The following is a 20,864-nucleotide window of genomic DNA, read 5'->3' as shown; positions in this document are numbered from 1 at the left end:
CATTATGAGTGGACAAGGATACATCCCAGATGTTTAAAGATGAAGCTATTAAATTTATTATCAACCGTAGATATTCCACCACAAATGTAACAAAATATTTAAAACTACTATTCAAAATATAAAACTATAATGTAGGTAATTTGATAGGCATCTTATAAAATTTTATAAATTGATCAATTGGCTGAGCTTTTAATAATTTGGGTAATTGTTCGAAAGATCGTTGATCTGGATAAATAATTAAACAATCTACAACAATATTCTCCATTTCTTCACCACTATAACCAAAGCATTTCAGAATTTTTTTATCACGAGCATATCCTGCAATTTGTCTTATATCATCAGAATTGTATCGCCCCCTATTTTTCTCATTATCCTGATAGAGCTGCTTATATTTTGTATCAATCACTATTTTTTCAGATTCAGTAATTAATAGAAAATCTGGTTCACCATAATTGGCTTTTTCCTGAAAATGAATTTTCTTACCATATTTCTCTTTTAGTAGCCCTAATACATAAAGTTCAAAGAGCTTTGGCATATCAATCCAAAAAGGTGGAACACTTACTACCTTGTCATCAATTTCCTTAAGATTGTAACCAAATCTCTTTATGATCATTCTTGCTAAATCGAGTGCTTCTTTATATTCCTTATAAAAAGCATTTATTTTCGTTTGTTTAGTTAAATGAAGATCAAAATTCTTATCATCTACTTCATGAAAAGCTGGTTTACAAAAGCTTATTAGAGGCAAAAAATAATCCGAAAATTGCCGATATTTTGCCAAATACATCTCTGCAAATTTCAAAGCAGACTTTAAAATTTTATTTTCAATAGAATCGACACCATAGACTTCAAAATTACATATAGTCTTATTAGGTCTGTTCTTTAAGATATTTTGTTTTAAAGTCTTTGAGACAAGCACCTTACCTTTGATCTTAGAACTTAAATTCTGTTCTACTCGGTAATATGACTTTTTTAACCCTTTTCGAACTACAGATTTTAAAACTTGCAGATACCTGATCATTAACAGTGGTGTAATTAAATCCTGTTTCTGATTGATCTCGATATATGGTTCATCAAACTTAATTTCGTACAAATCCTTTGAATACGCTGATATATCAGAATGTTTCATACATGAGAATAACATCTGGAAATAGTCAGTTTCTTTTGTCTCCTCATTCAATTTTGGAGCTACATAAATAGCTGTGTCATTCTTTTTAAGCCAATCAACACCAACATAATAATTAGTATGTAAGGTAATACCACCTTGACTAAATTTAAGCTCTATACACTTTTTTTCCTTATTATCACAAAAAATAATTTCTTTGACATTAGCCAAATTATCTACTGTGATATTAAGAGGCAAATGTTCAAATGTTTGTTGTAAATTCACTTTAGACCTTTAAGTTCTCAATATGTGCTGCAGCAGACTCTAGTAAAATCCCATCTTTCAAATATTCTTTTAAAATTGGTTTAATTTCATAATCCAATTTAATTTTTAGTTTATTGTCATCTTGGACTAAAAAATAACTATGCCCAATCATGACATCATCTTTCTGGAAATCGGGTGACAGATGTTCTTTAAATAATGAATCTACATTTTTGAAAAGATTTTTAGCTTTTTGATTTTCAATAATGGACTCATTTGGTCGCACATCAACAAATGCAAATCGCCTTCTTATTGCATAATCGATATGTCCTACAGATCGATCAGCAGTGTTCATTGTGCCAATGATATATAGGTTTTTAGGGAGAATAATCTCCCTTCCACTATCCCCATATTCATACATAGATACCACTGATTCTCCTCTATACTCTAGAGCATAAATAAGTTCACCAAGTACTGAAGGTAAATTGGCTCTATTAATTTCATCAATGATTAATACATACTTTCCATTTGGATTTTCTTGAGCTTTTTTTGCAAAATCTGCTAATATTTTATTTTCTACGTTATAAGATATACTTCCATTATCATCAGTTTCTGCAACAATCCCTCTTACAAAATCCTCATAAGAATATGCTGGATGGAATTGTATAATTTGATATTCACCTTGGCTAATCACTTCATTTTTTTCACTAATATCTTCTCCAGTTTTTAAATTAAAATTGGTAGACAAAATATTTGAGAATTCAAAAACTGAAATATCTAAATTAAATTTTGTTTTTTTATCCAGATAAATTTCATAAAGCTTTTTATTTTTCTCAAATAAATTTAGAGCTGAGCAATCAAATTTAAAAACTTTTAAAGCATGGTTAATCATTTTTTCACTATTTATAGGAAAATATTCTGTTGGATAGTATGTATTTAAAATTTTTAACATGAAGCTATCACCGAAATACTTGACAACCTCATCAAGATTTTTTTGATTTACCAAATTATGAAGTTTTTGTGCTACTTCTTTCATCGCAGCTTCATCATCAGTGACATTTTTAATAAATCCGTGCTTACTATATTCCTGTGTACTCTTTTTCCAATAGATTTGGTATGAACGAGATGATCCTGGGAAATAGTACCCCAAAGGTTGAAGTCCTCTCTCAATCCACCAACAAAAGTTATCTCGCTCACCTGTACCAGTACAATATTTATATAAAGTTAATTGCTGGTCTAAACTTTCTTTAGGAAATTGTTCTAAAAACTCATTACGAAGACGTTGATGGAGTTTTCTAGTGGCTTGAATATGATCGCTAGTCGGATCAAATTTTTTTAGTTCACTATCGATAATTTCTTCTGGATGACCAAGCACGTTTGGTTTGATCATGTCTTCAGCGATCAATTTTGCTAAACGAGTTTTCCCCGTTCCTGGAGGACCTTGTAAAATTATTTGGTACTTATAAGTAAGTAAATTAATCGTATTATCCATTACCACTTTTCCATTTATATCTTGATACCAAAATTTAATAAAGTCTGAATTATTAGCTATTTCAATAGTTGTGGGTAAATATAAAGAATCATTCCAACTACCGTGATAATATTTCTTAAATTTTCCTTTATATAAACTGCCTTCTAGCGATAAAATTTCTATCTTTCTAACCAAATCGAACCAAATACTATTATCTACATTCTCATAGCATTCACTTATTACTTTTACTAGAGCAAGTGGACCATCGCTTCTAATGAGTACAACATCGCCTATCTGGACATCCGTATTAAATTTTTGTGGTTGTCCTCTATCATTCGGCCATTGATTCCCTAAACCTATAACACCATTTTCGAGAAGAATTCTTTTTGCTTCAGTACGGTTAACAGCTTCTTTATCACTAGGATGAATCTGCATATGCCAAAAATTCATATTTTTTTACTCTGAAATATCTTTATTTATAACAAAACCTAACGTTCTCTATTCACCAACACATCATAAATAATATGTGCAAACTGCTTCATCTTCGTTGGATCACTCATGAGCTGTGTCATCTGCTCAGTATGGGCATCATTGCTATCCAAGACGGCGTCATCAAGCGCCGTATCAAACTCACCGAGCATCGCCTGCTCACGCGTGTTGTTCTGAATCTGCTTCATCATCCGTATGTTCTCAGACATCTTATCTGCCACGGTATGAACATAATTAATCATGTCTTTATCAGTCAGCTTATCCGTGATAAAGATCTCATTCACGCGGCTTAAGATCACCGACAGGAAGTCTTCTTTCTTGTCTTTCGCCTTGGCTGTACCCAAATTATTCCCAGGTTCAAGTTTATGCTCAGTACTGTCTGCTTTAAGCTGAATATCTTGCTGACGTAACTTAGACAAGCGGTAATGGCTCATCGCCACATTGCTCAGATCAATCTCATCTTCATCTGCAGCTTGTTCACGCAGCATTGGGCGTAAGTTACGCGCAAAAAGACTGAGCTTCTCAAGTTCTTGATCATCATATTCCACGATTTGAGACATAAATTCATAGAAACGGGTGAAACTGCCTAAATCCTTTTTGAAGATTTCCAGAGCATCACGGGCTTTCTTCGCTTCAGCAAATTCGTTTTCAGCATTGGCAATCAGTACGGCGTCACCTGTCTGTTTACAGCGTTCTAAACGGTTCTTGGTGACATCATAATCATTGATGGCTTGTTTATAGCGATGCTGCCAACGTTGTAAAGCGGGCTTACAGATGTTAGCGAGTGCTGCACTGGATTTATTTTTGCTGTAGAAGGCCTCAACGAACTGTTCTACCTCAGTCCAGAGGAAAATGCCTGAGGCTTTCAGCTTTTCAAACAGATCATAAACCTGATCAGGATTGGATACATCCGCCAGTCCCGCTGTTTGATAATATGGCTGGAAAGCATCCAGAATGTCTTGTGGATCGTTAAAGAAATCCAGAACAAAGGTGCCTGACTCCGCTTTACCCGGATAAGTCCGGTTTAAGCGCGATAAGGTCTGTACACACTCCACCCCACCCAATTTCTTATCCACGTACATGGCACACAGTTTCGGCTGATCAAAGCCGGTCTGGAACTTATTTGCCACAATCATCACCTGAAAGTCATCGCTATCGAATGCCTTACGCATCTCACGACCTTTCATATTCGGGTTCATATTGCTTTCGGTAAATTTTTGACCTAACAGATGACTACTGTCTGCATCATTGGCATTAAATTCTACATCGCCTGAGAATGCCACCATGGCTTGAATGTTGGCATAGTTCTGTTCAGTAATGTATTTATCAAAGGCTTGTTTATAGCGTACCGCTTCTTTACGAGAACTGGTCACCACCATGGCTTTGGCTTGTCCACCGAGTAAACCCATAATATTTTTCTTAAAATGCTCAATGATGATATGCACTTTTTGCGAAATATTATGATCGTGTAAGCGTACCCACTGATTCAGCTTGGTCTTGGCCTTCTTGGCATCGACCTGAGCATCTTTTTCTTCGATCTTCTGCTTCAGCTTATAGATCACTTTATAGTTGGTGTAATTCTTCAGCACATCCAAAATAAATCCTTCTTCAATCGCTTGGCGCATTGAATAGACATGATATGCCACAGGAATATTGGTTTTAGACGGCGGCATGCTTGGATCGGGCAAGCGTCCAAACAGTTGTAAGGTTTTATCCTTTGGGGTTGCGGTAAAGGCATAGAAGCTTAGGTTTGCACTGCCCTTACGTGATGCCATCACCGCATCGAGTACATCTTCAGAAGAAAGCTGTTCATCTTCATCACGCTCTTCAATCATCAAAGTTTCTTTGAGCTGACGCGCCGTGGAACCGCTTTGCGATGAATGGGCTTCATCGGCAATGACGGCGTATTTACGTTCTTTTAAACTGGCGCTGTTTTCAATAGCACGCAGTACAAACGGGAAGGTCTGAATGGTGACGATGATAATCGGCTGGGCCATTTCCAAGGCTTTGGCCAGTTTCTCGGATTTTGAGCCATCACCTTCTTTATTGTTAATCCGCCCCACGACACCATCGGCATGTTCAAACTGATAAATGGTATCTTGTAGCTGTGCATCCAGAATGGTTCGGTCTGTGACCACAATTACAGAATCAAACATCTTTTTATTGTTGGCATCATACAGACTGGACAACTGATGCGCCGTCCATGCAATCGAGTTGGATTTACCTGAACCTGCACTGTGCTGAATCAGGTATTTTTGTCCTGTGCCTTCAGCCAATGAATCTTTAACCAAGTTATTCACCACTTTCCATTGGTGATAACGGGGGAAGATCAGGCTTTCTTTTTTGTATTTGCGCCCTTCCCAGTCTTCCTTTTCTTCAATCTGTAAATGAATAAAGTTACCCAAAATATTCAGCAAGCTATCTGGGGTTAGGACTTCATTCCATAAATAGCCTGTGGCATATTCATTCACATCTTCAGGCACATCATTGCCTGCACCTTGATCTTTGGTACCTTTGTTAAATGGTAGGAAGTAGGTTCTGTCACCATTTAAATGCGTCGCCATATAGACTTCATACTGACTGACGGCAAAATGCACCAATGCCCCACGCTTAAACATCAGCAAGGGTTCAGGCTTATTGGTTTCAGGGTCTTTGGGCAATCGGGTTTTTCGGTACTGTGTCATGGCATTTTGCACAGCCTGTTTAAACTCGGACTTGAGCTCCAGAGTTGCCACAGGAAAGCCGTTGATAAACAGTACCAGGTCAATCCGCCATTTTTTGGCTTGCTTGCCTGTTGCCTCTAATTCAGCTTTGGATGTGTATGGGCTATACACCAGTTCAGGCACGACACGGCAGATATTTTGCTGATAGCGCTGATTCAGTTCGGGGTTTAAACCATGTTCAGGTTTAAACTGACAGAATGAAAAGCGTGTGCCACGGGTCTTGATGCCATGACGGAGTATGCCCAATGTGCCATAACTGCGGGATTCAACATCGGTGGCATTGATATCGGCTTTTTTAAGCTGAGCCACGACGGTATCTAAAAAATGGCGTTCGGTATCATTCGGGAAGATGTTTTTAAATTTCTGCCACTCGACCTGTTGGGTCTTTTGTACAAAGTCGAGTACGTCTTGCTCATACAGGGCTTTTTCACAATTGTAGCCTTGCCCAGAACCCACAATCCAACCATGCGATTGCATTTGCACAATAATATCTTGCTGGAAGATAGTTTCTAAAGTTGCATCCGATCTCATGTTCCCCTACCCCTAAATACTCAAATTTCTTTATTACTGTTCTATTTGCCAAACTGGATAGCTTTGCCAATCTTCAGGGAAGCCCATCGCTGTTTTTGATATGTTGTGATGTGTCAAAAGCAGATCAACCAGACGTTTACGCCATGTATGCTGCGGGGCGATTTTGTCCATGAAATAGAGTAGAAATACCAGACTGTTATAAATTTTTCGATCTGCTGCGTTGGTATTTTCAAAATTGCATTGCACCCGAAGCCCCATTGGCTTACTGCGTGGCTTGGCAATGGTTTTGGTAAATTTTCGGTTCCATAGTCTTGAATGATGGGCACAGGTATTTCTTAGGTAGACAAAGTGCTGTAACAGCCCTTCAAACTGTTTTTCATCGCAATCAAAATGACTGGAAATGGCTTTACGTGTCTGAATCGGTGCCAAGAGCTGATACCATTTGGACAGTTGCCCAAAACTCATGACTTCGCAGGTTGCCCAAATCGGTGGTAATTCAGGCTCATCATAGTTACGTTTATAGTGTTCTATAAAGACTTCATCTGCGCGGGACACTTCAGTTTTCAGTGATTCGAGTAAGCTGTGCCATCTAAAGGCGGGTTTAAAGTACTGCCCTTGCAGATAGGCGTGACAACCATGCCGATGTGCCAATTCATAGGCGAAACGGGTGCGAACGGCAACTTCCAGGCGTTCTATGGCATCCAGGATGAGTAACCTTAATTCACGATCAAATACATACAGCGCTAACACCTGTTCAAAACTGGTATCTAGTTTAAAGCAATGTGGTGAGTGGGTATGTTCAAACGGAAGCCAGTAGGCACCTAAGCGATAATAATTGATTTGCTCTAGGTAAAATTGTGCATCTTGCTCATTGGCAAATTGCATACCACGCGCTTTTAATAGCTCAATTTGTTCAGCAAAGGTTTTGGCGGGCTTGTTAAAAGATTTCATAGATGGCTTGCCCTGATTGTTATATTTTTTAGGGCTCCAGAAACAAGTAACCCGACAGTTTGAGGATGCAATTGCTTGCCTAGCCTTGTCGGGTGTTGTTGAGCATATAGTGAATCATTGCAATTATTTATGCAATGATTTTTTGTATCTGCTTGATTCCACATTTGTTTGAGGCAACTGAGAATATTCATGCGCTAAACTCCGTTTTAGCCTCATTGGGGTGTTGCCAGTTGTGTACGTCAATTTTTCCTGTAACCGCAGATGAAATAAGGGCTGTACGGCGTTCTTTAAGTCGTTCCACTGCTTCTTGAGCTTTCATATTTAAGTTACTCAATACTGCAAGTTTCTGTTCAATAAAGGCTCGAATTTGAATTTGTTCTTCTAAAGGAGGTACTAAACAATTTATATTTAGATAATCTTCTTTTGCAATATTCTGCATACTGCTACTGGCACCTTCAGCCCCTAAAGCAATCTGATCCCTAAACCCTTGAACAGTCATAAAATGAGATAAATACTCAGCATCTATATCAATATTTTCAAAAAATATTGTTTGCCAGAGTCTATCTGGCAAGTAGATATTATCAGCCTCGACTTTTACTAATGCACTAGCTCCAACTAATTCAGGTGTATTCATACGACTGATAATAATCGCCCCTTTACGGACTTTACATTTCACACGATGAATATCTTCAGGGACTACTGTCTTATTTTCCTCGATTCGGAAACTACGGGTATAAACACAACTAGTCTTCAATACCCCTAATTCATTACTTTGAGCAGGAATATCAGCAGCATTTACACTACAACCTGATTCTAAAGAACGAATAATATTTTTAAGTCTTGAAACACCCCAATGCTCAGGCACTTGCCCCAACCATTCCACGCCTGAATCTTTCAGTTTTACATCAGGATTTAAACCTTTGGTGACTGCATGGCTAATCACTGCTTGACGCTTTTCTTTTAGCAGTTCAATCAGCTTTTCTTGTTTGGCAATTAAGCTGTCAATTTTTGCGGTTTCATGGTTGAGGAAATTAGCTATAATTTTTTGATGATTTAATTTCTCAGGTAGAGATAAATATAAATCTCCATATTTTTCAGCACTAACATTTTGAATCGTAGATTGAATTTGTGATCCTGATATGTACTTCCAATATGAATCAGACTGAAAAAACCAATAAGCAAATTGTGAATTTAATTTTCGACAATCTGGTCGAGCACGAATGAGATAACCTGCAAAACAACTTACTCCAAACTCATCCTTGAATAAAAAAGACTTTCCTACTGTTGCTCCACTTCTTGCTAATAGAATATCCCCATCTTCTAACAGGTAGTTCTCAGCAATATGATATGGCAACGATCTAAAAGTATTTGGATCTAATGAGCCATCATTATTCATATCGGTAATACGAATATATCGAGGATTATTGGGATTATCGTCTTCAGCAGCCTCATTTGCACCATAAACTAGATTGCCTACTATCAAATGCTTTAATCGAATTGCATCCCAATGACTAGGAATTTCCACTAACCATTCAACACCTGAATCTTTATATTTAGCATATTTCTGATACTTCGCCATTAAGAATGCACCTCTTGAAGCAGTGCCATAATTTCACGGCTGACCGCATCTAAATCCGCATCAATCTCGCTTAAATCACGTGGTGGTTCATACACATAAAAATGACGGTTAAACGGAATCTCATAACCGACAATGCCAATTTCGCTATCTTGTGCATCACGCTTATCGGCATTAATCCATGCATCAGGTACATGCGGTTGCACCTCACGCTTAAAGTAAGACTCGATTAAATCGGTGGTGCTTTGGCTTGGGTCAAGGGCAATGTTCTCCGCATCACGCAAATCACCATCCTGTACAAACTCAACCACTTTGCCTTTATAGCTAAACTGACCATATAGCCGATTTTCTGCGCCTTTCACCACTTTGTTCACAACTGGCTCAGCATCAGCATTCTTCCAGGTAATGGCATCAATAAATTGCTTCTTCTCTTTAGTCTCAAGCTTCACATTGGCATCTTTTAACGCTTGCTTGAGTACATCATCAAAGGCATTAAAGTCATCACATTGCGCTGTACCAATCTTGGTTTGCAGGCTTTCAGCTTTACGCATCAATAAACGCTGTTCTAACCACAGTTTTGGCTCAAGCACGGTCTTGATATCTTTTTCTTTCAGCTCGCTAAATTCAGCTTTAATCAGCGCACGGATTTCCACGTCAAACTCGTCAAGCTGACCATAGCTGTCTTCTGTCCACGTTGTAGCGTATTGCGCATACACTTTTTGCATCACTGCATTAAAAGGCTTCGGTGCAAAACGTAACGATGCTACGGCGTCATCACTTACCTGAGCAGATAAACGCAATGGACGCTCAATGGTCACACGGCGGTAACCAAACTCGTAACTGTTAAAGATTTTGCTAGAAAAGGTTTTAGCAGCTTCATTTTTAGGATTAGCCGATTGACGACCACGATTAGATTTAACCTCTGCGGGTTTATCCAGTTCACGTGCATCCGTCACTTCAAAGTCACCATAACTGCGGGTAATCATCGCGATATCATCTTCGCTCATTTCATTACGCTTAGAGCCAAGAGACTTACGCATTTTGCTGTACAGGTTACTACCATCAATCAGCTGTACTTTGCCCTTACGTTGAGTCTCTTTTTTATTGCTGAGTACCCAAACATAAGTCGCAATACCGGTGTTATAGAACATATCGGTGGGTAGCGCGATAATGGCTTCCAACAAATCTGCTTCTAAAATATAACGGCGGATTTCACTTTCACCACTGCCCGCACTGCCCGTAAACAATGGCGAACCATTCAAGATAATACCAATACGACTGCCTTGCGCCGTGGCGTCGTCTTTATTGCGCATCTTGCTAATCAGATGCATCAGGAACAGCAAAGAACCATCCGATACACGTGGCAAGCCTGCACCAAAACGACCTTCAAAGCCTTTTTGCTCATGCTCGTCTTTGATGTCCGATTCGATCTTTTTCCAGTCCACTCCAAATGGCGGGTTAGACAGCATGTAGTCAAACTTCTCATACGCCAACTGGTCATTGGACAGCGTATTGCCGAGTTTGATGTTACGCACGTCCTGACCTTTAATTAGCATGTCTGCTTTACAGATCGCATAAGACTCTGGGTTTAACTCCTGACCAAAAACCCGCATCACCGCATCAGGATTATGCTCATACACATATTCTGAACCTGAGGATAAAAATCCACCCGTACCCGCCGTCGGGTCATAAATTGTGCGGATGATACCGTCACCATTCAGAACGTCATCATCCTTGCTGAATACTAGGCCTGTGGTTAAACGAACGATGTCACGCGGGGTAAAATGTTCCCCTGCGGTTTCATTTGAACCTTCGGCAAAACGGCGGATCAGTTCTTCAAACACCAAGCCCATTTCATGGTTAGATATATTTTTTGGACTGAGATCAATTTTAGGGTCTGAAAAATATTGAACGACTTTATAAAGCAAGTTGGCATCATCCAGAAGACCAATAAATTCGTCGAACTTGAAGTGTTCAAAGATTTCACGTGCGTCTTTGGAGAAGTTTTGAATATAAGTATTGAGGTTTGAACGGATGTCCTTTTGACCCAGGCTGCCTAAATCCAGTTCTGAGGTATTGAAAAATGACAAACCACCTGTGGCTCTGAGCAATATCTTTTCTTTAGCATCTTCAGGAAGTTGCTTTTCTTTTTGTTTTTCTTTTTCATTAGCAACCAACACATCCGATTTGGTAGGCGCCAATACACACTCCAGACGGCGAAGCAGTGTAAAGGGTAGAATCACACGACCATATTGCGATTGTTTGAAGTCACCACGCAGGAGATCGGCAACCGACCAGATAAAAGCTGCTACTTGTGAAAAATTATTATTTGTCATTAAAAAATACCGCTAGCACTCAGGCTATAAAAACTTGAAATTTATAGTTTCATTGTGCCTGATTTACAACATGTTTTGCTAGAGATAGACTGTACAAAAGAATATTAATTAGTATGCCTATGAGTTTTTTAAGTATTATTGAAAATAAAGAAATTTTTAGCTTTATGCTCAATAATGAGCAATGGGACAGATTGAAGGTTGATATAAAATACAGCGATCATTAAAAGTTTGTTCTAGTAAGCCCTTCACGTCTGTCCATACCATTTTGGTACTCCCTCAAACCTATCAAGCTCTTTATCGTGAAGGTATATCACCAATCTAATTCTGGCTTTGCGGTCTTTATAACCAGTTTTTGAGTTCGTTTATTATTACCTGAGGCTTTTTTGCGAACTTTACCTTTGAGCTTAAGCAACTGTATCGGTGAAAATGATACTTCAGGTATCAATTGATCTAGATTACCCAACATATTGAGCGCACCTAAAATAGCGATCAGCTCTACTAGTCGAACGTCGCCTTTCTCCGCATTAAGGACAGCTCTCCGACTAATCCAAGCTTTATTAGCAATCTCCGCTTGTGTCATATCTTGATTCAATCGGATGCGTTTTAGGCGCTCACCTATTACTGACGCAATATATATCGGACTATCATTTTCGGAATAATTCATTATTTATTATCCTCATCTAGCTATGTGTTGTGCCGCCGTCATATAAAAATCTAGTCAAAATACCAAAATCTTTAGATCCAAATATGGCACAGCTCTCATGTTAGTTGCCAGTTCTTTGTTAATATCTATGCCTAACTAAATGCGCATTTACCCTAGCTAAAACTGAACATAATGAACGTCCCATCATCAGTTTCCGATGGACTCAATCTTGGCCGCTCTTCCGTATAAATAAAATAAGAAAAATACAAAACACAGTTAAACCAGTCACATTCAAAAACAAAGAATCAATAACTTAAATAAAAAAATCTATCTAAGCAAACCCTTAGCCTAGTTTAAAAAGAATTCAAATTCATCAAAAACCACTCACATTTATAGCAATGTTTTTGATGCGAAAAAGCAATTAAATGCCTATTTTGAATTTTATAATTTGAAACGACCTCATTCGAGTCTGGACAAAATGACTCCAGATGAGTTTTACTATGACCAGCTACCACAACAAAATAAGGTAGCTTAACTAGAGCAGAATATCACTTATAAATAAGCTTTTAGTTGTTCAAACAAGTGGGACCACCTCTAAATCAATAACATTGCTCAACACGAACTCTAAATTTCTACACGATTGAGCCTTCACATCATCAAAATGTGTATAAAAGATCCACAATATATACTTATTTATTTGCGAAGATTCCTCTTGAAAGTTGAACGACATGTTTACTTTCTTCATGGCATGTGTGAGCTGATCAGTAAGACGAACTCACACATCTCGTAACACGAAATAGAGGTTCTAAAATGATAAAAACAACTCTTAGTATTCTTGGTCTCAACCCTAGCACTCGCTGCTGATCCACTCAATGGAACAAAGTGGAAAACCATTGATGATAAAACCAAGCAACCTTTATCTGTTGTCCAATTTACCGAGACATCGAATGGCGTGCTTTCTGCAAAAATCGTTGATGTTTTCACACCGGGTGAAGCACAGAAATGCAGCAAATGTGTAGGTAAATATCAGAACAAACCTTTATTAGGTGCTCAGATTGTTCATGGACTAAAAAATACCGGTAAAAACACCTACGATGGCGGTAAAATTACTGACCCTAAAAATGGTAAGACTTATAGCTTCAATGCCAAAATGTCGAATGATGGCCGTACCTTAAATGGACGTGGTTATATTGGTGTATCGGCTTTAGGTCGTAGCCAAACATGGATTCGTGTGAACTAATATTAAACGCTAGACTTAACATATGCTGTAAGTAAAAAGCGACTCAAAAGAGCATTGCTGTCCCACAATTTTTCACAAGAGGAAGCTCATTTGAGCTTCCTCTTGTTTTATGGGTATTTTATCGGGTGAAAATAAAGCTTTTAAAGTTCTTCTTTCAAACAAATTCACTTGAATTATTCTGAGTAAACGTTGAACTGTCCAACCTGTTTTCCCTAAATGTTGAGCGAAACTCACCAATAAATAGGCGATCATCGCAATCCAGATTTGTGTCTGAATTGCGTTCCTGCTGCGGCCTAGAAACGCTTTTAATTTGAGATTCTGCTTAATCGCCTTAAAGAACAGCTCAACTTTCCAACGATCTTTATAAATCGCCGCAATGGTGGAGGCGGCTAAATGAAAGTTATTGCTGAGAAAGCTAAAGTGCTTGCCACTTTGCTGATCTCTATATTCAATTCTTCTTAACACTGGGGCTTTTCTTTTTAGGGCATGTGCGCTATTCAGCTGAATGGTTTCATCTTTTAGAATACCTTTGGATTCAAGCACTGGATGTTGCTGGATCACCTGATACACAGATTTAGGCCTAAAACGTGTAACAAATCCAATGTTTTGAGCGGTCAGATTTGCATACCATTGGTAATCGACATAGCCTTTATCAAAAACTACAATGCTGCCAGCAGGAAACTGGAATTTGCGGCCTTGTACCATGTCATTTTCTTTGCCATTTTCAACTGCAACAAACTCAGGAATATCATTGCTGTGATTCAATCCTATGCTGAGTTTCATGCTGGCTTTTGAGTCATGAACTTTGGCCCATTCACATAAGGAAAGCGACAGGTCAATATGACTGGCATCCAAGGAATACAAGGGATTCTTAAAGCGAAATTTATGAGCTACTTTTGAGTGTTCATAGTATTTAAGCAACTTGTAAAATAGCTGTTGATACAAGGCAGCAGGCTGCTGCTCATTGATTCGTGCCAGCGTGCTTCGGGGAGTAGACTTTGCTCCGAGATGACTTAGCTTTTCCTGTTGGCACTCCAAATTGGATTGAATATCTCTCAGACTTTGCCTACAAGAGAATTGAGACATCAATATGGCAATAAACTGATCCCACCGGGAAGCCGCTCTAAATTTCTGTCCAACATGGTGTACTTTAGCAAGTTGTTCAAAATCCTGTCGCACAACAGGTTTAATTAGCTCATGAAATACGGTATTCTGATGTGACAAAACCTGAATCCTAGTCGTTAAAGTGTTTGTTTGCACTCATATTTTAACTGTTAGGACTCAGGTTTTTTTATTTAAAGCAAACTATGGGACAGCAGTGCTCAAAAGAGTCGCTTTTTTAGCAATAATGATTAAATTTCATATTTTAAACTGTATAGCGTTTGCTCAATCCCCACTCTGCCAAAATTCGGCGGTAAGTGGTTGATGAACGATCTGCCTCAAAATGTGCCTCCATTGAAATATCTAAAGGAAGTTCTTCTGGTTTTTGGCTTTCCACCATGTCCTGATCTTCAGCGAAGATTTGTGCATTGAAATCATAAACTGCCTGTAAGTCTCCTGTAGTATCAAAGTTACGAGTTAAGGGAACGAATAATCGCGTTTTATTGTGCGAAACTGGACAGCACGCATTTAAAATTTTAAGTAAGCCATTTTCAGGAAAGTCGATAGTCAAAATAGCTGAAAATGGTGGATAGACATCGAAAGTACGTTTCCATAAAAAATCATCTGGTGCTAAATGTTGTAAGCCATGCGGATAGTTACTGACATCACTCACATACTCTGTATGTAAGCCATAATCCGTTCGAACGGTCGAATATTTTTGTACTTTAGGATTTTCACGATCAGCAAAACTTTGGTTATGTACCCATGCAAAGTGCGCAACATCAATAAAGCCTTCAAGCTGACGGCCACTTGATCCAGCAATATCGACAAATGGAGGGAGAATTGACTGATGTTCTTCACTGTCCCACGTGTCTAAATCTGGAAAATTGGCTTTCGATACATCGCGGTTAAATAAACTGGTCCAAATAAGTCCATATTTTTCTACAACTGGAAATTTGGTCAGTGAAAAACGATCTGAAATTTGTGTAAGTTCCGGCTGTGCAGGAATTTTTACACACTTTCCTTCACCGTTATAATGTAGGCCGTGGTATGGGCAAATAATTTCTTCGCCTTTCACCCAGCCTTTGGTTAATGGCACACCACGATGCGGGCAAATATCACGCACGAGATGAATTTTTCCACTTTCAGTTTTATACAATGCCATTTTCACATCAAGTAATTGTACTTGTTGCGGTTGTTCTGAAACGTCCTGTGTACGTGCAACTGGGTACCAATGCTGCGCTAAAATATTCCAATCGTTTGCATCAAATGAACTGCATTGTGGTTGGGTAAATAAATTCAGTACAGGAATCGCATTCATTTTTAAATCTCTACATTCGCATTATTTGCAGAACTTTTATGCCATGTAACTAGGGCTAATTCGTTCTTTTCTAAGTCAAAAATACGTTTGGATAGCATTTCTGTCTATTAGAATGATTTGCATACAATGTTCTGTTTTTTAGAACACAAAAGCAGAATGAATTGAAAAAATCAAAAGTTATGGCATGAAAATCGCTTAAGCATGGATAAGTACTTTGTAAACTGCCCGTGAGATTGAATAGCTGTATGTCGATTACCTTTTCCCGATTTTCTGAATATTTTATGGCTGTTGCCCGTACTGGCAGTTTACGTAAAGCCGCAGAACAGCTTTTTATTTCAGTCTCTGCAGTGCATCGGCAAATTGTTCTTGCTGAAGAAGAGTTAGGCGTTGCTTTATTTGAGCGTTTACCGCAGGGGCTGAAGCTAACGTTAGCAGGTGAATTACTTTATGCTGATTTGCTTAAATGGCAAAAAGAATATCAGCTGACTCGAATTCGATTTGATGAAATTCAAGGATTAAGTCGCGGCAATATTGAAATGGGTTTTATTTCTGCCCTAAATGATGGTTTTGTCGTGGATTGTATTCAACGCATGGCTGAAAGCTATCCATGGATTAATCTCAATATCAGTATGAATAGCAGTGAAGAAATATCGAGAAAAATCATTGATGCAGAATTAGATTTTGGCATTATCTTAAATCCTAAAAGTCACAATCAATTAGAAATCTTATCCTTTATTGAAATTCCTTTAGGCTATGTTTTATCACCACATCACACCTTAGCCGGCATGGATAAAATCTATTTATCTGACACTTTAAATGAGCGTCATATCATGCCAAGTGAGCCCTTAGTCATCAGTGATTATGTACATACACTCTATAAACATCACAAATTTAATCCTATACAAAAGATAGAATGTAATGACATTAGAATGATAACATCATTAATTCAACAACAATTAGGCATTGGCTTAATGTCATATATGGATGCATTACCACTTTTAAACTCAAAAAAGATCGTATTTAAGCCCATTCGTGAAAAAGGTATGCATCGTTTAACCATTGCACTGTGCGTCGCTTCAAAACGTCAAACATCTCGTCTTTCACAAATAATGGTAAATTTATTGGTCGAAAAAATGGAAGAAATCAAATTGCAATTAAAGCAACTTCCTTAAACATTTAATCCTTTGCTCTTCAATCTAATGTTTCTAAATAGCTAAAAAAAGCCAGTGTGAATATTCACACTGGCTGCTGAAAGCTAACCTTTTAGTTTTACATTTCTTTTTGTGTCTTACAGCTTAGTCGAGTGGATTACCGACAATGTTACTAATAATTCCCTTCATAATATGATTGCCTTGTTCTTTACGTAACTCTTCATACCACTCTCGGGTCACCGCTTCATCTTTCATATGTGTCACATCACAGCGCTTACGGGCACGAAGTACCAACTCATTGGCACGTTCATTACGCTTGTTCTGATAGCGACGTAAAGAATCTTGTAAACCTAAGGTATTAATTTGCAATGAACGTGCCAAATAGATAGCATCTTCCATCGCTTGGCAGCCGCCTTGACCAATATCAGGTGTTGTACTGTGCGCTGCATCACCTACAATCACCACTCGACCTTTGTAAAAATCGGCAAATGGTTCGATATCGTGAATTTCTACACGATTGGTCTTTTGCACATCGACTGCATCAATTAACTTTTGGACAGGCTCACACCATCCTTTAAAGTATTGTTTGAATAAAGCTTTGTATTGGCTACGATCATTTTCAAGACCAACAGCTAACGGCACATCAAAAAAGAAATAGAAACGATTATTCGCCACTGGCATCAGTGAAACACGTTTGCCTTCACCTACAAACGTTGTCCATTGATCTGCTGCGGCATAATCGTCTGAGACATCAACGAGACCATTCCAATTGACATAGCCTGCATAGCGTCGCTCAACTTGCTCACCTAAAACATAGGCACGAGTAATTGAGTGTGTACCGTCTGCACCCACCAATAGATCAGATTCTATTTCGCTACCATCTGCAAATTGAATTTTTACACGCTCTCCTTCTTCAACAAAAGAAATCATTTTCTTAGCTAGATGAATATCTTCACGACCAAATTCATCCATTAACATATTCTGAAGTTCCGCACGTGATACCGGATATGGTCGTTGCCCGACTTCTTCAATCAATGGATAAAGGCTAAACTGGGTCATCACATCGCCCGTCAGACCATCAATATAAGCAAGGTTATCCATTTTGCCGCCAAGCTTTTCAACTTGCTCTGTCAAACCCAAATAATTTAGACATTTCACACCGTTAGACCATAACGAAATAGCAGCACCCACCGGTAAAATTTGTTCTGCCTGTTCATAGATGGTTACTTGGTGTCCGAATTTTTTTAGTGCGATGCCTGTAGTTAGACCCGCCATACCTGCACCAATAATTGTAATTTCCATCTATAATTCCCCTGTGTTTTATAAGTTTCTAAGTCATAAAATGCTAAAAGCGTGCCATTTTTTATAAAGCGCCCTGAAAAAAATCCAAAGTTGGCACACGCTGTGCATCTAAACGCGTGTAAATGCTTGTTTTTATCGTTTGTTAAATTTTTTGTAGCACGATAGCGCAAAGCATGAATTTTGAAAGAAAATAGCGAATGGATTTAATATATGGCGACTTTATTAGCACCCGATTTTGATATTCCTGCACAATTACAGACACTTACCAATTTGGCAGATGACCGTATTGGTGCAAAAATTATTGAATGTTCAGATGAATTTTTCGCAGAAGCAAAACGTATGCTTCAATTTGACGCACCAATTTTTGTTGAAGATAAATTCGATGACCATGGTAAATGGATGGATGGTTGGGAAACGCGCCGTAAACGTCACACAGGTTATGACTGGGCAATTATTCAATTGGGCGTAGCTGGGCATATTAAGGCTTTAGATATTGACACTACCTTCTTCACTGGGAATTACCCTGCTTCAGCTTCAGTTGAAGCCTGCTACGCCCCTGATGGCGATCTTGCTCAAGCTGAATGGTTGAACATATTAGAGAACAACGTACTTGGCCCAAGTCAGCATCATGTTTTGCCGATTACAGCTGACCAAGTTTTTACTCATGTGCGTTTAAATATTTTTCCTGATGGTGGTGTTGCTCGTTTTAAAGTGTATGGTGAAGTGAGCGTTCAACAACAAGATCACACTGCAACAATTGATTTAGTTGCTTTAGAAAATGGTGGACGTGTAATTGCTTATAGCGATGCACATTTTGGTCATCCACGTAATCTGATTAACCCAGGTCGCGGAATTAATATGGGTGATGGTTGGGAAACCAAACGTCGTCGTGCACCGGGCTTTGATTGGTGTATTTTGGCTTTGGGTCAAACTGGTGCAATTGAAAAAATTGATATCGATACGGCACACTTTAAAGGCAACTTTCCAGCCCAAGTCTCTATTCAAGCCGTATATGTTAAAGATGCAACTGATCCACAATTAATTCCACAAAGTATGTTCTGGCCATTTTTGCTTGAAGCACAAGACATGCAAATGGATCATATTCATAGCTTTGTAAACGAAATTTTGCAACATGAAAAGATCTCGCATATTCGCATTAATATGATTCCAGATGGTGGTATCAGCCGTATTCGTTTGTGGGGTAAAACCAAAAGCTAAATTGAAAGCTTGAATACTTTCTACATCGAGAAGGATAAGTACTGTGGTTTTATCCTTCTTCTCCTACACTTGATATAGACAATAAAAGAATTACACATGGTTCAAACAATTCAGCTACAGCCCCTGAGCATTGAAAACTTTGCCCCTTTTGGTGAGGTGATTTGCTGCGGAGGACAGGATTTTTTTCATATCAATGATGCACATACCGAGCGTTATCATGCCCTTGTAACCACTGAAATCTTCGGTGAAGCACATGCAGGTATTAGTATTTTTCGTAATATTAAACAGACAGAAATTCCTTTTTCGGTTTCGATGCTTGAGCGACATCCGAATGGCTCACAAGCTTTTATCCCGATGCAAGGTCAGGCTTTTTTAATTGTGGTGGCACCTGCATTGGATGATCAAACGCCTGATATTTCAAAACTCTGTGCTTTTATTTCAGATGGTACACAAGGTGTTAACTACCATGCAGGTACATGGCATCACCCTCTATTAACTTTAGAGGCGCCAAGTAACTTTGCCGTGGTTGATCGTATTGGTATTGGACATAATTGTGATGTTTATCAGTTTAATGAAGTACTCAATATCGTGGCATAAATTTAAACTATCATTGAAATTGAAACCTCAATTTAAAATTGTCTCAGAAATTAAAAGCCCCATCCGTGGGGCTTTTAAGTCTTGTGCAGTATGTTGTGTAACGATGTACGGTTTTAACGAATCAATTAGAAGTGATATTTCACTAGCGCACTGACGTTATTTTCATCTTTACCTTTAATATTATATTTATTATTCCAAACTGAATGCTCAACGCCTACATACAGGCGTGTATCTGGGGAAATATGTTGCCCCACATTCCATTTATATTGACTGGTCCAGTTCATCTCACTGGCTGAGCCTTTTTCCGCAGTTGACCAATCCAGAAAAGCATCTGCTAAGAAAGATTCTGAGCCAATTTTAAAAGGTATGGCATAGGTAAGCGTCATTTGATAGTCATCAGCTTTAGTATCATTATTCACTTTATATAAATTTAATTTTGCATATTGAAAATATGGCACATCAAAGTCTAAGCCAATACCATAGAGAAAATTATCCATGTTGCTACCCGCTTCCCAAGTGGTTGCAAGCAATACATCTTTTACAGGGCCAAATTTAAGTTCTTTACCCGTTACAGCGCCTAAACTCAATCGTGGTGATGCTTCAAAATAGGTTTGATCGCCGACGTCATTATGTGTACGGTCGGCAAAAATGAAGAAATCACCATATTTAAGCTTTGACGCGTATTCAAATGTCACAGTGGTTTGTTTGTCTTCTTTTGCAATGAGCTGATAGTCGGTGCCATATAGACCGGTAATACTGAAGTCTTGCCAGATTGGGGCTGCAAAGATAGAGTTGGCTGAAATAGTGCATAGAATTGCAGCTGAAAGAGGCATAAATTTCATTAAATTGTT

15 protein-coding genes and 1 pseudogene are annotated in these 20,864 nt (G+C 38.5%); 5 read left to right on the top strand and 11 right to left on the bottom strand.

Annotated features, from left to right (window positions below; genetic code table 11):
* Nucleotides 1-124 precede the first annotated feature (124 nt).
* From C3F22_RS04680 to C3F22_RS04645, 7 genes are all read right to left on the bottom strand, one after another.
* Complete coding sequence (locus C3F22_RS04680) at nucleotides 125-1,387, bottom strand: McrC family protein (protein WP_228203573.1); 1,263 nt, start codon at nucleotides 1,385-1,387, stop codon at nucleotides 125-127.
* Nucleotide 1,388: 1 nt separating this feature from the next.
* Nucleotides 1,389-3,269, bottom strand: a complete 1,881-nt coding sequence (locus C3F22_RS04675; protein ID WP_228203572.1) for an AAA family ATPase — start codon at nucleotides 3,267-3,269, stop codon at nucleotides 1,389-1,391.
* Nucleotides 3,270-3,322: 53 nt separating this feature from the next.
* Nucleotides 3,323-6,577 carry a type I restriction endonuclease subunit R gene (locus C3F22_RS04670; RefSeq protein WP_104425924.1) on the bottom strand — a complete coding sequence of 1,085 codons (3,255 nt, stop codon included), beginning with the start codon at nucleotides 6,575-6,577 and terminating at the stop codon, nucleotides 3,323-3,325.
* A 33-nt stretch (nucleotides 6,578-6,610) separates the two neighbouring features.
* On the bottom strand, nucleotides 6,611-7,528 hold the full coding sequence (locus C3F22_RS04665; protein WP_104425923.1) for an Abi family protein: 918 nt from the start codon (nucleotides 7,526-7,528) through the stop codon (nucleotides 6,611-6,613).
* Between the two features lie 187 nt (nucleotides 7,529-7,715).
* The gene (locus C3F22_RS04655; protein WP_104425921.1) at nucleotides 7,716-9,107 is read right to left on the bottom strand and encodes a restriction endonuclease subunit S; all 1,392 of its coding nucleotides are present in this window, start codon (nucleotides 9,105-9,107) and stop codon (nucleotides 7,716-7,718) included.
* Entirely contained in the window at nucleotides 9,107-11,440 is a 2,334-nt protein-coding gene (locus C3F22_RS04650) for a type I restriction-modification system subunit M (RefSeq protein WP_104425920.1), read from the bottom strand. Before C3F22_RS04650 ends, C3F22_RS04655 begins: the two co-directional genes overlap by 1 nt.
* 310 nt (nucleotides 11,441-11,750) lie before the next feature.
* A complete protein-coding gene (locus C3F22_RS04645; RefSeq protein ID WP_005103547.1) occupies nucleotides 11,751-12,104 on the bottom strand; it encodes a helix-turn-helix domain-containing protein in 354 nt (117 codons plus the stop codon).
* Nucleotides 12,105-12,474: 370 nt separating this feature from the next.
* On the opposite strand from C3F22_RS04645, the pseudogene C3F22_RS04640 reads away from it, so the two are divergent.
* Both C3F22_RS04640 and C3F22_RS04635 read left to right on the top strand, forming a co-directional pair.
* Nucleotides 12,475-12,618: pseudogene (locus C3F22_RS04640) on the top strand (integrase core domain-containing protein); the annotation flags it as partial.
* A gap of 300 nt (nucleotides 12,619-12,918) precedes the next feature.
* Nucleotides 12,919-13,323, top strand: a complete 405-nt coding sequence (locus C3F22_RS04635; protein WP_104425919.1) for a DUF2147 domain-containing protein — start codon at nucleotides 12,919-12,921, stop codon at nucleotides 13,321-13,323.
* A gap of 72 nt (nucleotides 13,324-13,395) precedes the next feature.
* Here C3F22_RS04635 and C3F22_RS04630 read toward each other — a convergent pair whose 3' ends face one another.
* Together C3F22_RS04630 and C3F22_RS04625 are read right to left on the bottom strand one after the other, a co-directional pair.
* Entirely contained in the window at nucleotides 13,396-14,547 is a 1,152-nt protein-coding gene (locus C3F22_RS04630; protein WP_086044235.1) for an IS4-like element ISAbe18 family transposase, read from the bottom strand.
* Between the two features lie 142 nt (nucleotides 14,548-14,689).
* A complete protein-coding gene (locus tag C3F22_RS04625) occupies nucleotides 14,690-15,745 on the bottom strand; it encodes an aromatic ring-hydroxylating oxygenase subunit alpha (RefSeq protein ID WP_005090794.1) in 1,056 nt (351 codons plus the stop codon).
* Between the two features lie 245 nt (nucleotides 15,746-15,990).
* On the opposite strand from C3F22_RS04625, the gene C3F22_RS04620 reads away from it, so the two are divergent.
* A complete protein-coding gene (locus C3F22_RS04620; protein WP_005265716.1) occupies nucleotides 15,991-16,917 on the top strand; it encodes a LysR family transcriptional regulator in 927 nt (308 codons plus the stop codon).
* A 123-nt stretch (nucleotides 16,918-17,040) separates the two neighbouring features.
* On the opposite strand, the gene hpxO is transcribed toward C3F22_RS04620, so the two are convergent.
* Complete coding sequence (gene hpxO, locus C3F22_RS04615; RefSeq protein WP_005403788.1) at nucleotides 17,041-18,198, bottom strand: FAD-dependent urate hydroxylase HpxO; 1,158 nt, start codon at nucleotides 18,196-18,198, stop codon at nucleotides 17,041-17,043.
* 210 nt (nucleotides 18,199-18,408) lie between these two features.
* On the opposite strand from hpxO, the gene alc reads away from it, so the two are divergent.
* Both alc and C3F22_RS04605 read left to right on the top strand, forming a co-directional pair.
* Complete coding sequence (gene alc, locus C3F22_RS04610) at nucleotides 18,409-19,416, top strand: allantoicase (RefSeq protein ID WP_000212598.1); 1,008 nt, start codon at nucleotides 18,409-18,411, stop codon at nucleotides 19,414-19,416.
* Nucleotides 19,417-19,512: 96 nt separating this feature from the next.
* Nucleotides 19,513-20,013 (top strand): ureidoglycolate lyase, encoded by a 501-nt coding sequence (locus tag C3F22_RS04605; protein WP_000250866.1) that lies wholly within the window; start codon nucleotides 19,513-19,515, stop codon nucleotides 20,011-20,013.
* Between the two features lie 125 nt (nucleotides 20,014-20,138).
* Here the strand turns inward: C3F22_RS04605 and C3F22_RS04600 are convergent, their stop codons facing one another.
* On the bottom strand, nucleotides 20,139-20,855 hold the full coding sequence (locus C3F22_RS04600) for an outer membrane protein OmpK (RefSeq protein WP_004778009.1): 717 nt from the start codon (nucleotides 20,853-20,855) through the stop codon (nucleotides 20,139-20,141).
* Between the last annotated feature and the right edge of the window lie 9 nt (nucleotides 20,856-20,864).

The sequence above is a fragment of the Acinetobacter sp. ACNIH1 genome, assembly GCF_002934695.1.
Classification (GTDB): domain Bacteria; phylum Pseudomonadota; class Gammaproteobacteria; order Pseudomonadales; family Moraxellaceae; genus Acinetobacter; species Acinetobacter variabilis.
The sequence above is the reverse complement of the archived record's forward strand: the minus strand, read 5'-3'. Positions and strand labels throughout refer to the sequence as shown.

Bases quoted from the DNA above. Each gene is read 5' to 3' on its own strand.
- C3F22_RS04665 (WP_104425923.1), bottom strand. From the start codon at position 7,528: ATGAAATCTTTTAACAAGCCCGCCAAAACCTTTGCTGAACAAATTGAG.
- C3F22_RS04645 (WP_005103547.1), bottom strand. From the start codon at position 12,104: ATGAATTATTCCGAAAATGATAGTCCGATATATATTGCGTCAGTAATA.
- C3F22_RS04600 (WP_004778009.1), bottom strand. From the start codon at position 20,855: ATGAAATTTATGCCTCTTTCAGCTGCAATTCTATGCACTATTTCAGCC.
- C3F22_RS04625 (WP_005090794.1), bottom strand. From the start codon at position 15,745: ATGAATGCGATTCCTGTACTGAATTTATTTACCCAACCACAATGCAGT.
- C3F22_RS04605 (WP_000250866.1), top strand. From the start codon at position 19,513: ATGGTTCAAACAATTCAGCTACAGCCCCTGAGCATTGAAAACTTTGCC.
- C3F22_RS04655 (WP_104425921.1), bottom strand. From the start codon at position 9,107: ATGGCGAAGTATCAGAAATATGCTAAATATAAAGATTCAGGTGTTGAA.
- C3F22_RS04675 (WP_228203572.1), bottom strand. From the start codon at position 3,269: ATGCAGATTCATCCTAGTGATAAAGAAGCTGTTAACCGTACTGAAGCA.
- alc (WP_000212598.1), top strand. From the start codon at position 18,409: ATGGCGACTTTATTAGCACCCGATTTTGATATTCCTGCACAATTACAG.
- hpxO (WP_005403788.1), bottom strand. From the start codon at position 18,198: ATGGAAATTACAATTATTGGTGCAGGTATGGCGGGTCTAACTACAGGC.
- C3F22_RS04650 (WP_104425920.1), bottom strand. From the start codon at position 11,440: ATGACAAATAATAATTTTTCACAAGTAGCAGCTTTTATCTGGTCGGTT.
- C3F22_RS04670 (WP_104425924.1), bottom strand. From the start codon at position 6,577: ATGAGATCGGATGCAACTTTAGAAACTATCTTCCAGCAAGATATTATT.
- C3F22_RS04620 (WP_005265716.1), top strand. From the start codon at position 15,991: ATGTCGATTACCTTTTCCCGATTTTCTGAATATTTTATGGCTGTTGCC.